Genomic DNA, 12,742 nt, shown 5'->3' with positions numbered 1-12,742 from the left:
GTGGACAGCGACGACCGTGGCGTGCCCGATGTCTTCGATCCCCGGATCTATGCCGAGGGGGTTCCCCACCAGGCCTTCCGGGCGCTGCGTGAGCGGTGGCCCGTCGCCTGGCAGGAGGAGTACGAGGTCCTCGGCTGGCCCGCCGGGACCGGGTTCTGGGCCGTGACGCGCCACGCCGACGTCGTACGGGTGCTCAAGGACTCCACCGCCTACTCCTCGTACCTCGGCGCCACCCAGATCCGCGACCCCGACCCGGCCGATCTGCCGTTCATCCGGCGGATGATGCTCAACCAGGACCCGCCGCACCACGGCCGGCTGCGGCGGCTCGTCAGCCGCGCCTTCACGCCCGGGCGGATCGAGCGGTTCGCCGGGACCGCGCGGGCGCGCGCCCGTGAACTGCTGAAGGCAGCCCTCGATGCCGGCCCCGAGGTCGACCTCGTCCACGCCGTCACCGACGACTACGCGCTCCTCAACCTCACCGACCTGCTCGGCGTACCCGCGAGCGACCGGGGCCTGCTGCTCGGCTGGACCGAGCGGGTCATCGCCTACCAGGACCCCGACGAGCCGCCCGTCCTCGGCGACCGGGGCCGGCCCGTCAATCCCCGGTCCCCCGCCATGCTCGCCGAGATGTTCGACTACGCCCAGGAGCTCGCCGCGTACAAGCGGAAGAACCCCGCCGACGACATCATGACCACGCTCGCCACCTCCGAACTCCTCCCCGCCGAACTGGAGATGTTCTTCTTCCTGCTGACCGTCGCCGGCAACGACACGGTCCGCAGTGCCGCCCCCGGCGGGCTGCTCGCCCTCGCCGAGCACCCGGACGAACGGCGGCGGCTCCGGGACGGCGGGACCGGCGTCGAACGGGCCGTCGAGGAACTGCTGCGGTGGCACCCGCCCGTACTCTCGTTCCGCCGCACCGCCGTCCGCGACACCGAACTGGCCGGCCGGCCCGTCGCCGCAGGTGACAAGGTCGTCGTCTTCCACGCCTCCGCCAACCACGACGAACGCGTCTTCACCGACCCCCACCGCCTCGACCTGGACCGGACCCCGAACCCGCACGTCTCCTTCGGCGAGGGCCCGCACGTCTGCCTCGGCGCCCACTTCGCCCGGCTCCAGCTCCGCGTCCTGCACGAGGAGGTACGCGACACCCTGGGCGACCTCACACTCACCGCACCGCCCCGGCGCCTCGTCTCCAACTTCATCAACGGCGTCAAGAACCTGCCGGTTCGGGTGCGGTAGCAGGGGTTTCTGCCGGCCCGGCGGGCTCGGCCGGCCGGGGCGGCTCGGTCCGCGCCGCCCGCGTGACATCGGCGACCAGCTCCACCACATCGGGGCCGTACGCGTCGGAGTTGACCACCTTGAGGAGCAGCACGAAGGGCCCGGTGCCGTACTTGCGCGCCAACTTCTCGTGATGCTTGGCCAGATGGCGCGCCGCTGCCTGGTTGGTCACCGCGGTCTGCCCGCAGAAGAGGAACACCGGCCGCCCTCCGTCCCCTCCGGTGAGGCGCGCGAGGACCACGTACTCGGTCATCCCCTTCGTGAGCCGGTACGTCTCGCCCCCGACCGTGACCTGCCCCCGGTGCGTGGCCGCGTCCGGATCCACGGTCATCGTCAAGCCCGGCAGCAGGGACGTGAGATGCGCCGCCATCCGGCGGTTCGACGACGGTCCGCCGACGCAGAACTCCGCGCGGTCCCCGAGACCCTGGCGTGCCTCGTCGTGCTGCACGATCGCCGGCCGCGCCCCGCAGTCCTTGATCAGGGCGGAGAGTTCGAGCAGGGCGGAGACGTCGACGTTGTGCACCGTCCGCTCGCCGCCCGCCTTGCGGTTCATCACCAGCAGGCACTCGGAACCGTCGGTCAGGCCGAAGAACGCCTGCTTGCGCCGGAGCTTGCGGCGCCAGAGAAAGGTCCGGGCCAGCCAGCCCAGTGAGGCGCTGACTCCGGTCGCCAGGACCCCCAGCACGACATTGCGCAGGTCTTCATTCATGGGGGCGCATGCTAGCGGCACGGCGCACCGGTGTTCGAGGCGGTCCTGACGCGAGGGCGGGGCGGAAGTTACGCTGCGCGGACGGTCGTTGACTGGAGGTACACGTGGGACGCTCCACCACTCGGAAGGTCTCTCTGCTCGCCGTCGCCGTGACGGTGCTCTCCGTGGGGGCCGCGGCGCCACCGGCCGGCCCCACGCCACCACCGCCCCCCGTGAAGCAACCCGTCGCCGTCGGGTACGGCGGAGCCGTCGCCAGTGTCGACGCCGACGCCTCCGCCGCCGGCATCGAGGTGCTCCGCAAGGGCGGCAACGCCGTCGACGCGGCCGTCGCCGTGGCCGCGGCCCTCGGCGTCACCGAGCCGTACTCGGCGGGCATCGGCGGTGGCGGGTTCTTCGTCCACTACGACGCCAGGACACGGACCGTCCGCACGATCGACGGCCGCGAGACCGCGCCGGCCTCGGCGGACGCGAACCTCTTCGTGGAGAACGGCGCACCCATCCCGTTCGAGGAGGGCATGACCAGCGGCAGGGGCGTCGGCACTCCCGGCACCCCCGCCACCTGGGAGGCCGCGCTCGACGCCTGGGGCACCAAACCGCTGCGCACCCTGCTCGAACCGGCCGAACGCCTCGCCCGCGACGGCTTCACCGTCGACGCGACGTTCCGTGCCCAGGCGGCCTCGAACGAGGCCCGCTTCCGGGACTTCCCGGCCTCCTCCGCGCTCTTCCTGCCGGGCGGGCAACTCCCTGTCGTGGGCTCCGTCTTCAAGAACCCCGACCTGGCCCGTACGTACGACAAGCTGGGCCGCGACGGCGTCGGCGCCCTCTACCGGGGCCCGCTGGCCCGGGACATCGTCAACACCGTCCGGAAGCCTCCGGTACGGGAGGGAGCCACGCGGGTGGTCCGCTCCGGCGATCTGACGGAACGGGACCTCGCCGCGTACGAGACCGAACGGCGCCGGCCCACCAAGGTCTCCTATCGCGGCCTCGACGTCTACGGGATGGCCCCCTCCTCGTCCGGCGGCACGAGCGTCGGCGAGGCGCTCAACATCCTGGAGCGCACCGACCTCTCCGCCGCCTCGCAGACCGCCTATCTCCACCGCTTCATCGAGGCGAGCCGGATCGCCTTCGCCGACCGGGGCCGCTGGGTCGGCGACCCGGCCTTCGAGGACGTGCCGACGCGGGAGCTCCTCTCGCAGCGGTACGCCGACTCCCGGGAGTGCCTGATCCGCGACGACGCCGCGCTCACCAGCCCCCTCGCGCCGGGTGACCCGCGCGACCCGGTGGCCTGCGCGAGCGGGGGCACGGCCGCACCGACCACGTACGAGGGCGAGAACACCACGCACCTCACGGTGGCCGACAAGTGGGGCAACGTCGTCGCGTACACGCTGACCATCGAGTCGACCGGCGGCAGCGGGATCACCGTCCCGGGCCGCGGCTTCCTCCTCAACAATGAGCTGACCGACTTCTCCTTCGCCCCGGCGAACCCGGCCGTCCACGACCCGAACCTCCCCGGCCCCGGGAAGCGCCCCCGCTCGTCGATCTCCCCGACGATCGTCCTCGACCGCCACGACCGGCCGGTGCTCGCGCTCGGCTCCCCGGGCGGGGCGACCATCATCACCACCGTGCTCCAGACGCTGACCGGCGTCGTGGACCGCGACCTGCCCCTCGTCGAGGCCATCGCGGCCCCGCGCGCCAGCCAGCGGAACCAGGCGACGACGGAGCTGGAACCGGCCCTGTGGAACAGCCCGTTGCGCGCCGAACTCGAGGCCATCGGGCACGGCTTCCGGCAGAACCCGGAGATCGGCGCGGCCACCGGCGTCCAGCGGCTGCCGGACGGCCGGTGGATCGCCGCGGCCGAGAAGGTGCGGCGCGGCGGCGGCTCGGCGATGGTGGTGCGGCCGGCGGGATAGGTCCCGCCCGTCGCCCTACAGGGCCGTCAGGATCCGGGGGCCGTCGTCCGTGACGGCCACCGTGTGCTCGGCGTGGGCGGCGCGGGAGCCGTCCATCGTGCGGACCGTCCAGCCGTCCCGCGCCGTGTAGTGGTCGTCCCCGCCGCCGCCGATCAGCATCGGCTCGATCGCGAGGACCATGCCGTGCCGGAGCGGCATGCCCCGGCCCGGGCGTCCCTCGTTGGGCACGCCCGGGTCCTCGTGCATGGCCCGGCCGATGCCGTGGCCGCCGAAACCGTCGGGGATCCCGTACCCGGCGCTCCGGCAGACCCGGCCGATCGCGTGCGCGATGTCGCCGATCCGGTTGCCGACGACGGCCGCGCCGATGCCGGCCTCCAGCGCGGCGTCGGCCGTGTCGATCAGCCGGGTGTCCTCGGGGCGCGCCCGGCCCACGGTGAAGCTGACGGCGGAGTCGCCCGCCCAGCCGCCGAGGAGGGCCCCGCAGTCGAGGGAGACCAGGTCTCCGTCGGCGAGACGGTGCTCGCCGGGGATGCCGTGCACGATCGCGTCGTTCACCGAGACGCAGACGACCGCCGGGAACGGCACGGGCGCCCATTCGGGGTGGTAGTCCAGGAACGGCGAGCCGGCTCCGGCCGCCGCGAGGACCTCCCGTGCCGCCAGGTCCAGCTCCTTCGCCGTCACGCCGGGCGCCGCCTTCTTCCGTGCGGCCGCCAGCGCCTCGGCGACCACCCGCCCGGCGTCGCGCATGGCCCGCAGGGATTCGTCCGTCTTGATCTCCACCATGCCCATTACTATACCGGTATTACAATGGTGGGCATGGTGCGCACACCCCTGACCCCCGAAGAGCGCGAGCGCGGCGAGCGGCTCGGCCGCATCCTGCGCGAGGCGCGTGGAGGCCGCTCGATGGTCGAGATCGCCGCGGCCGCGGGACTCTCCGCCGAGACCCTCCGCAAGATCGAGACCGGGCGGGCCCCGACCCCCGCCTTCTTCACCGTCGCGGCCCTCGCGAGCGTCCTCGGCCTCTCGATGGACGCCCTCGTCACCCGGTGCGCGATGGCGCCGGTCTGACACCCCCTAGGCTCGGCGTCATGATTCCCGAGGAGCTGCGGCGCGGCCGCTACGTCAGTCTGACCACCTTCCGCCGGAACGGCACCGGCGTCGCCACGCCGGTCTGGTACGCGGTCGAGGGCGACGAGCTGTACGCCTGGACCCGTACCGACTCCTGGAAGGTCAAGCGGCTGCGGAACGACCCGCGGACCGTCGTCGCCGTATGCGACGTGCGCGGGAACGTCGCGGAGGACGCGGTGCGCCTGGAGGGCTCCGGCCGGCTCCTGGAGGGCGAGGAGCTGCGACGGGTCCGCAAGCTCCTCGCGCGCAAGTACACCTGGCAGTTCTGGCTCGTCGACTGGCCCGCGACGATCGCCCGGCTGGGCAAGCGGCCGCACACCGGGATAGCGGTGAGTTTCTGACCCGTTCGCCATCGGAGCGGGCGGCGGACGAAAACAGTCCGTAGCCGTCCCGTAACACGACTGGGGTCGAATACCCCCGGACCGGAAGGGCCCAGTCGAGTGCGCGGGCGGTGCGGGCGGTATGACGGTGTATCAACTCCCGGCGGAAGTCGGCGCGTTCGCGCGCTACCTCAGAGGCCTTGCGGCGAGCCTGGTGCCGGGCCAAGGCTGGTACGGCGTCTTCGCGAGCCGTGACCCGGAGGGCCTGCGGGCCTGCTTCGACGGTACGGAGATCCTGCCCTGGGACGTCGTGGAGTCGCTGCTCCACGACCTGGGCGAGCCGGCGTCCGGGCCGCAGGCCACCCGGGCGCGGGCCCTGCACGGCGCGGCCGCGGCGGCCCACGACCGGCGGCCGGGCGGGGCGGAGGCACTGCGCGGGCGCCTGGAGGTGATGGAGCGCGAGCTGCGGTACGCCGAGGCCCGCGCCCGGGAGCTGGACGCCGCGCTGAGGGAGGCGCGGGGCACCCCGGACGGCGACCGGATCGACGGCGTACTGGCCTGGACCCGGGACGACCACGCCCGCGCGACCGCCCGCATCGCAGACCTCACAGCCCGCCTGGCGGCACTCCCGGACGACCGCCCGCCACCGCCCGCCTCCGGCTCCGCGTCCGGAACGGGCTCGGGGCCGGCGCCCGGCACCGCCCCCGAGGCCGCCTCCGCCCCCGCCCCCGCGTCGCGGCGGAAGGCGCGTGGTGCGCGGTATGCCTGGCTCGGCGGGGCCGAGTCCGGCGGGGAGGGCGTACCGGTCCCTGTGTCCGTGCCCGACCTGCCGGTGGCCGGCGCGGCGCCACGCGGGGCGCGGTTCGGCGGAGTCGAGGCGCCTGTCGCCTCCGATCCCGCTCCCACCACCGCCTCCGACCCCGCTCCCGCCTCCGACCCCGTTCCCGCTCCGGCAGCCGACGCGGAGCGCGCGGCCGGGAACGCGGTCTACGCGCTCCAGCGGCTCCGCTCCCAGGGGCGCAGCGGCGAGGCGCACGCACTGCTCTGCGAGGCCGTCTCCGGGCCGCCCGGCTGGCTCCCCGCGCTCGCCGCGGAGCTGCACCGGGCCGGCCTCGGCGCCGACTGGTCCACGCTCCTGTGGGAGGCGGCCCTGCTGCCGCCCGAGCGGCTCGCCGCCGTCGCCGGGGCGCTCGCCGACGCGGGCCGGTCCGAGGACTGCGAGCGGCTGCTTCGCCAGGGAATCGCCCGCCCGGCCGGTGAACTGGCGGGCGCGTGCGCCGCGCTGCACGCCGAAGGGCACCACCGCGAGGCCCACGCCCTGCTCACGGCCTTCCTCCGGGTCCGTACGCCCGAGGACGCCGCCCAGCTCGCCGCCGCCGACCCGCACATACTGATCCCCCAACTCCGCACCGCCGCGGCCGCGATCTCCCCGGCCCTCGGTCGCGACCTGGTCCACGCGCTGCGCGTGGCGGGCCTCGCGGGCGCCTGACCCGGACCCGGCCGCGAGCCGGATCCGACCCGGATCCGTGCGCGCCGCGTGACCGGCGACAACCGCTCGTACATCAACCCGATCGTGTCGGTGCGTGTCCGACATGGACCAGTCGGGTATGAAACATGATCGACTCCGGCGGTTCACGGCGGTGGTCTTGCTCCGGGGTGTGACGGGGCTTACGTTCTCCTCCTACGCACCGTGTCTACGTGCGTAGAGGCTCTCTGACGCCGCGCCGAAGGAGCAGCTCATGACCGACGTCGTACGCGCCGCACTCGTCCAGGCGACCTGGACCGGCGACACCGAATCCATGATCGCCAAGCATGAGGAGCACGCCCGTGAGGCGGCCCGGCAGGGCGCCAAGGTCATCGGGTTCCAGGAGGTCTTCAACGCCCCCTACTTCTGCCAGGTCCAGGAACCCGAGCACTACCGCTGGGCCGAGCCCGTCCCGGACGGCCCGACCGTCACGCGGATGAAGGAGCTGGCCCGCGAGACCGGCATGGTGATCGTCGTCCCCGTCTTCGAGGTCGAGGGCGCCGGCTTCTACTACAACACCGCCGCCGTCATCGACGCCGACGGCTCCTACCTCGGCAAGTACCGCAAGCACCACATCCCCCAGGTCAAGGGCTTCTGGGAGAAGTACTACTTCCGCCCCGGCAACCTCGGCTGGCCGGTCTTCGACACCGCCGTGGGCAAGGTCGGCGTCTACATCTGCTACGACCGCCACTTCCCCGAAGGCTGGCGTCAACTCGGCCTCAACGGCGCCCAGTTGGTGTACAACCCGTCGGCCACCCACCGCGGCCTCTCCTCCTACCTCTGGCAGCTCGAACAGCCCGCGGCCGCGGTCGCCAACGAGTACTTCGTCGCCGCCATCAACCGTGTCGGGATCGAGGAGTACGGCGACAACGACTTCTACGGCACCAGCTACTTCGTCGACCCCCGCGGCCAGTTCGTCGGCGACACCGCCTCGGACAAGACGGAGGAACTCGTCGTCCGCGACCTCGACTTCGGCGTCATCGAGGAGGTCCGCCAGCAGTGGGCCTTCTACCGCGACCGACGCCCCGACGCCTACGACGGGCTGGTGCAGCCGTGACCGGCCTGTACGACCGCCATCGCGCCGTGATCCCCGACTGGGTCGCCCTCTACTACAAGGACCCGATCGAGATCACCCACGGCGAGGGCCGTCACGTCTGGGACGCCGAGGGCACCCGGTACCTCGACTTCTTCGGCGGCATCCTCACCACCATGACCGCCCATGCCGTGCCCGAGGTCACCAAGGCCGTCGCCGAGCAGGCCGGCCGGATCATCCACTCCTCCACGCTCTACCTCAACCGGCCCATGGTGGAGCTCGCCGAACGGATCGCGGCCCTCTCCGGCATCCCCGACGCCCGCGTCTTCTTCACCACCTCCGGTACCGAGGCCAACGACACGGCCCTGCTGCTCGCCACCGCCTACCGCCGCTCCAACCAGATCCTGGCGATGCGCAACAGCTACCACGGCCGCTCCTTCTCCACCGTCGGCATCACCGGCAACCGCGCCTGGTCGCCGACCGGCCTCTCCCCGCTCCAGACCCTCTACGTGCACGGCGGCGTCCGCACCCGCGGACCGTACGCGCAGTACAGCGACGAGCGGTTCATCGACGCCTGCGTCGCCGACCTCGAGGACCTCCTCGGGCACACCCGTGACGTCGCCGCGCTGATCGCCGAACCCATCCAGGGCGTCGGCGGCTTCACCTCCCCGCCCGACGGGCTCTACGCCGCCTTCCGCCGCGTCCTCGACCGGCACGGCATCCTGTGGGTCTCCGACGAGGTGCAGACCGGCTGGGGCCGCACCGGCGACCACTTCTGGGGCTGGCAGGCGCACGGCGAGGCCGGCCCGCCGGACATCCTCACCTTCGCCAAGGGCATCGGCAACGGCATGTCGGTCGGCGGAGTCGTCGCCCGCGCCGAGATCATGAACTGTCTCGACGCCAACTCCATCTCCACCTTCGGCGGTTCGCCGGTCACCATGGCCGCGGGGCTCGCCAACCTCGGCTACCTCCTCGAACACGACCTGCAGGGCAACGCCCGGCGCGTCGGAGGGCTGCTGATCGAGCGGCTGCGGGCCGTCGGCGCCGGCATCGACGCCGTACGCGAGGTGCGCGGCCGCGGCCTGATGATCGGCATCGAACTCACCCGGCCCGGCACCGACGAGGCCGACCCGGCGGCGGCCGCAGCCGTCCTGGAGTCCGCCCGCGAGAACGGGCTGCTCATCGGAAAGGGCGGCGGTCACAACACCAGCTCGCTGCGGATCGCCCCGCCGCTCTCCCTCACCGTCGCCGAGGCCGAGGAGGGCGCGGACATCCTCGAACAGGCCCTCCGTTCCCTGTAGTTCACCGCATCCAGTCAGGGGGACACCCGTGACCACCCGCACCCTCATCCGCGGCGGCCTCGTCGTCACCGCCGCCGACGAGATCCACGCAGACGTCCTGATCGAGGACGGCCGGATCGCCGCGCTCGCCGCGCACGGCTCCGACGCGGCCGCCGGCTGGACCGCCGACCGCACGCTCGACGCCACCGACCGGTACGTCATCCCGGGCGGCGTCGACGCGCACACCCACATGGAGCTGCCGTTCGGCGGCACCTTCGCCTCCGACACCTTCGAGACCGGCACCCGGGCCGCCGCCTGGGGCGGCACGACCACCATCGTCGACTTCGCCGTCCAGAGCGTCGGCCGCTCCCTGCGCGAGGGGCTCGACGCCTGGTACGCCAAGGCGGACGGGCAGTGCGCCATCGACTACGGCTTCCACATGATCATGTCGGACGTCAACGAGTCGACGCTCAAGGAGATGGACCGGCTCGTCCAGGAGGGCGTCAGCTCGTTCAAGCTGTTCATGGCCTACCCGGGGGTCTTCTACTCGGACGACGGCCAGATCCTGCGGGCGATGCAGCAGGCCGCCGACGACGGCGGGCTCATCATGATGCACGCCGAGAACGGCATCGCCATCGACGTCCTGGTCGAACAGGCCCTGGCCCGCGGCGAGACCGACCCCCGCTACCACGGCGAGGTCCGCAAGGTCCTCCTGGAGGCCGAGGCCACCCACCGGGCGATCCAGCTCGCACGGGTCGCCGGGGCGCCGCTGTACGTGGTCCACGTCTCGGCCGAGGAGGCGGTCGCGGAGCTGGCGGCGGCCCGGGACAAGGGTCTGCCGGTCTTCGGCGAGACCTGCCCCCAGTACCTCTTCCTCTCCACCGACAACCTCGCCGAGCCGGACTTCGAGGGAGCCAAGTACGTCTGCTCGACACCGCTCCGGCCGAAGGAGCACCAGGCGGCCCTCTGGCGCGGGCTGCGCACCAACGACCTCCAGGTGGTCTCCACCGACCACTGCCCCTTCTGCTTCGTCGGCCAGAAGGACCTGGGCCGGGGCGACTTCTCCAAGATCCCCAACGGGCTCCCGGGCGTGGAGAACCGCATGGACCTGCTCCACCAGGCCGTCGTCGACGGGCACATCAGCCGCCGCCGCTGGATCGAGATCGCCTGCGCGACACCGGCCCGGATGTTCGGCCTGTACCCGCAGAAGGGCACGATCGCGCCGGGCGCGGACGCCGACGTCGTGATCTACGACCCGCACACCGTCCAGACGCTGTCGGCGGAGACCCACCACATGAACGTCGACTACTCGGCGTACGAGGGGAGGACGGTCACCGGCCAGGTCGAGACCGTCCTCTCCCGCGGCGAACTCGTCATCGACCAGAGGAAGTTCACCGGGCGCGCCGGACACGGCGCCTTCACCCCGCGATCCACCTGTCAGTACCTGAACTAGGAGAACCACGACGTGGACTTCGGACTCGTCCTGCAGACCGACCCGCCCGCCTCCGAAGTCGTCGGCCTGATGCGCCGCGCGGAGCGCAACGGCTTCCGCTACGGCTGGACCTTCGACTCCGCCGTGCTCTGGCAGGAGCCCTTCGTCATCTACAGCCGCATCCTCGAACACACCACCAAGCTCCACGTCGGCCCGATGGTGACGAATCCGGGGACGCGGACGTGGGAGGTGACGGCCTCCACCTTCGCCACGCTCAACGACATGTACGGCAACCGGACCGTGTGCGGCATCGGCCGCGGCGACTCCGCCATGCGCGTCGCCGGGCGCAGGCCCAACACCCTGGCCAGGCTCGGCGAGGCCATCGACGTGATCCGCGACCTCGCCGAGGGCCGCGAGGCGGTCGTGGACGGCAACCCGATCCGCATCCCCTGGGTGGCCGGCGGGAAGCTGCCGGTCTGGATGGCCGCGTACGGTCCGAAGGCGCTGGCGCTCGCCGGACAGAAGGCGGACGGTTTCATCCTCCAGCTCGCCGACCCCTTCCTCACCGAGTGGATGGTCAAGGCGGTCCGTCAGGCGGCGGTGGACGCGGGCCGCGACCCGGACGCGCTCACGATCTGCGTCGCCGCCCCCGCGTACGTCACCGCCGACGACTCGCCCGAGGCGCTGGCCCACGCGCGCGACCAGTGCCGGTGGTTCGGTGGCATGGTCGGCAACCACGTCGCCGACCTGGTCGCCAAGTACGGCGAGCACTCCGGCATGGTCCCGGACGCGCTCACCGCGTACATCAAGGACCGGCACGGCTACGACTACAGTCACCACGGCCGCGCCGGAAACCCCTCCACGGACTTCGTCCCCGACGAGATCGTCGACCGCTTCTGTCTCCTCGGCCCGGCCGAGGCGCACGTCGAGAAGCTGAGGACGCTCCGCGAGCTCGGCGTCGACCAGTTCGCCGTCTACAACATGCACGACGCGCGGGAGGTGACGATCGACGCGTACGGCTCCGACATCATCCCGGTCCTCACGTCGTAGGCCGTGTATCGAAAGTGGATCTTGAGCGATGAATGGTCTCGGTTCATGTGGCGGGGAGATCTCACGGACGAGCAGTGGGCGGTGTTGGAGCCGTTGTTGCCGAAGGGCACGAGGACAGGCCGGCTGCCCGTCTGGCCTCGGCGGCAGTTGATCGACGGCATACGATTCCGGGTCCGGACCGGTGTTCCGTGGCGGGACGTACCCGTCGAGTACGGGGCGTGGGGCCGGGTCTACGACTTGTTCCGCCGGTGGCAGCGGGACGGCACCTGGAACCAAGTCCTCACCCGGCTCCAGTCCCTGGCCGACGCGAAGGGTGCGATCGTGTGGGACCTGAGCGTCGACTCCACGGTGTGCCGCGCTCATCAGCATGCGGCTGGGGCTCGGAAGCAGGGTGAACTGCAGAAGGAACCGCCGGGTGGCGTGTCCACCGAGCCGGGTTATCACGGGCTGGGACGGTCGCGCGGCGGGTTCACCACCAAGCTGCACCTGGCCGTCGAGCAGGGCCAAAAGCCCATGTCGATCGTGGTCACGGCAGGGCAGCGGGGGGACTCGCCGCAGTTCGAACCTGTGCTGGAGAAGTCCGTGTTCCCCGCATCGGGCCGGGCCGACCGCGCGTCCGTCCTGATCGAGTGCGGGCTGACAAGGCGTACGCCTCCCGCAAGAACCGTTCCTACCTGCGCCGCCGCAGGATCCGCTGCACCATCCCGGACAAAGGCCGAGCAGGCGCGCAACCGCCAGAAGCTCGGCTCCCGTGGCGGTCGGCCGCCGCATTTCGCCCCGGCCGACTACCGCCAGCGCCACGCGGTCGAGTGCGGGATCAACCGCCTCAAGAGACACCGCGCCGTCGCCACGCGGTATGACAAGCTCGCGGTCCGCTACGAGGCAACCGTCCTCGTCGCAGCCATCAACGAATGGCTGTGACCGGGGCTTTCAGGACTCGTAGGGGCCGCCCCGAAAGTACGTGCTCCTGTGCGCTCGGGGGCGGTCACCGCGCCCGAAGGCGACATCGGAGCGGTCGGCAGGTGCCGTCCGTTTGGCCAGCTCCCGCAGTGTCTCCAGGCCGGCCAGCACCTCCGA

General features: G+C 72.2%; 12 protein-coding genes. 10 read left to right on the top strand and 2 right to left on the bottom strand.

The window, feature by feature from the left end:
- Complete coding sequence (locus ACFVGW_RS02765) at positions 1 to 1,239, top strand: cytochrome P450 (RefSeq protein WP_385850444.1); 1,239 nt, start codon at positions 1 to 3, stop codon at positions 1,237 to 1,239.
- On the opposite strand, the gene ACFVGW_RS02760 is transcribed toward ACFVGW_RS02765, so the two are convergent.
- Complete coding sequence (locus ACFVGW_RS02760) at positions 1,211 to 1,987, bottom strand: hypothetical protein (RefSeq protein WP_385850443.1); 777 nt, start codon at positions 1,985 to 1,987, stop codon at positions 1,211 to 1,213. The two genes, ACFVGW_RS02765 and ACFVGW_RS02760, sit on opposite strands and share 29 nt — an antisense overlap.
- Before the next feature lie 104 nt (positions 1,988 to 2,091).
- On the opposite strand from ACFVGW_RS02760, the gene ggt reads away from it, so the two are divergent.
- The gene (gene ggt / locus ACFVGW_RS02755) at positions 2,092 to 3,897 is read left to right on the top strand and encodes a gamma-glutamyltransferase (RefSeq protein WP_385850442.1); all 1,806 of its coding nucleotides are present in this window, start codon (positions 2,092 to 2,094) and stop codon (positions 3,895 to 3,897) included.
- A gap of 15 nt (positions 3,898 to 3,912) precedes the next feature.
- Here the strand turns inward: ggt and map are convergent, their stop codons facing one another.
- On the bottom strand, positions 3,913 to 4,680 hold the full coding sequence (gene map / locus ACFVGW_RS02750) for a type I methionyl aminopeptidase (RefSeq protein ID WP_385850441.1): 768 nt from the start codon (positions 4,678 to 4,680) through the stop codon (positions 3,913 to 3,915).
- A gap of 33 nt (positions 4,681 to 4,713) precedes the next feature.
- Between map and ACFVGW_RS02745 the strand changes: the two genes are divergently transcribed.
- The 8 genes from ACFVGW_RS02745 to ACFVGW_RS02710 all read left to right on the top strand — a co-directional run bounded on the left by ACFVGW_RS02745 (position 4,714) and on the right by ACFVGW_RS02710 (position 12,586).
- The gene (locus tag ACFVGW_RS02745; RefSeq protein WP_385850440.1) at positions 4,714 to 4,965 is read left to right on the top strand and encodes a helix-turn-helix domain-containing protein; all 252 of its coding nucleotides are present in this window, start codon (positions 4,714 to 4,716) and stop codon (positions 4,963 to 4,965) included.
- Between the two features lie 20 nt (positions 4,966 to 4,985).
- Positions 4,986 to 5,366, top strand: coding sequence for a PPOX class F420-dependent oxidoreductase (locus tag ACFVGW_RS02740; protein WP_385850439.1), 381 nt, complete (start codon positions 4,986 to 4,988; stop codon positions 5,364 to 5,366).
- Positions 5,367 to 5,487: 121 nt separating this feature from the next.
- On the top strand, positions 5,488 to 6,834 hold the full coding sequence (locus ACFVGW_RS02735; RefSeq protein ID WP_385850438.1) for a UL36 very large tegument protein: 1,347 nt from the start codon (positions 5,488 to 5,490) through the stop codon (positions 6,832 to 6,834).
- 250 nt (positions 6,835 to 7,084) lie between these two features.
- Positions 7,085 to 7,927 carry a nitrilase-related carbon-nitrogen hydrolase gene (locus ACFVGW_RS02730; protein WP_383219779.1) on the top strand — a complete coding sequence of 281 codons (843 nt, stop codon included), beginning with the start codon at positions 7,085 to 7,087 and terminating at the stop codon, positions 7,925 to 7,927.
- Positions 7,924 to 9,204: an aspartate aminotransferase family protein gene (locus tag ACFVGW_RS02725; RefSeq protein WP_385850437.1), complete on the top strand. Its 1,281-nt coding sequence runs from the start codon at positions 7,924 to 7,926 to the stop codon at positions 9,202 to 9,204. The genes ACFVGW_RS02730 and ACFVGW_RS02725 overlap by 4 nt, the downstream gene beginning before the upstream one ends.
- Before the next feature lie 28 nt (positions 9,205 to 9,232).
- Positions 9,233 to 10,636, top strand: coding sequence for a dihydropyrimidinase (gene hydA, locus ACFVGW_RS02720; RefSeq protein ID WP_385850436.1), 1,404 nt, complete (start codon positions 9,233 to 9,235; stop codon positions 10,634 to 10,636).
- A 12-nt stretch (positions 10,637 to 10,648) separates the two neighbouring features.
- On the top strand, positions 10,649 to 11,665 hold the full coding sequence (locus tag ACFVGW_RS02715; RefSeq protein WP_385850435.1) for a TIGR03842 family LLM class F420-dependent oxidoreductase: 1,017 nt from the start codon (positions 10,649 to 10,651) through the stop codon (positions 11,663 to 11,665).
- 21 nt (positions 11,666 to 11,686) lie between these two features.
- Positions 11,687 to 12,586: an IS5 family transposase gene (locus tag ACFVGW_RS02710; protein WP_385850434.1), complete on the top strand. Its 900-nt coding sequence runs from the start codon at positions 11,687 to 11,689 to the stop codon at positions 12,584 to 12,586.
- Positions 12,587 to 12,742: the final 156 nt, after the last annotated feature.

The sequence above is a fragment of the Streptomyces sp. NPDC127129 genome, assembly GCF_042671585.1.
Taxonomy (GTDB): domain Bacteria; phylum Actinomycetota; class Actinomycetes; order Streptomycetales; family Streptomycetaceae; genus Streptomyces.
Note: the sequence above shows the minus strand (reverse complement) of the source record. Positions and strands in the feature narration are given on the sequence as shown.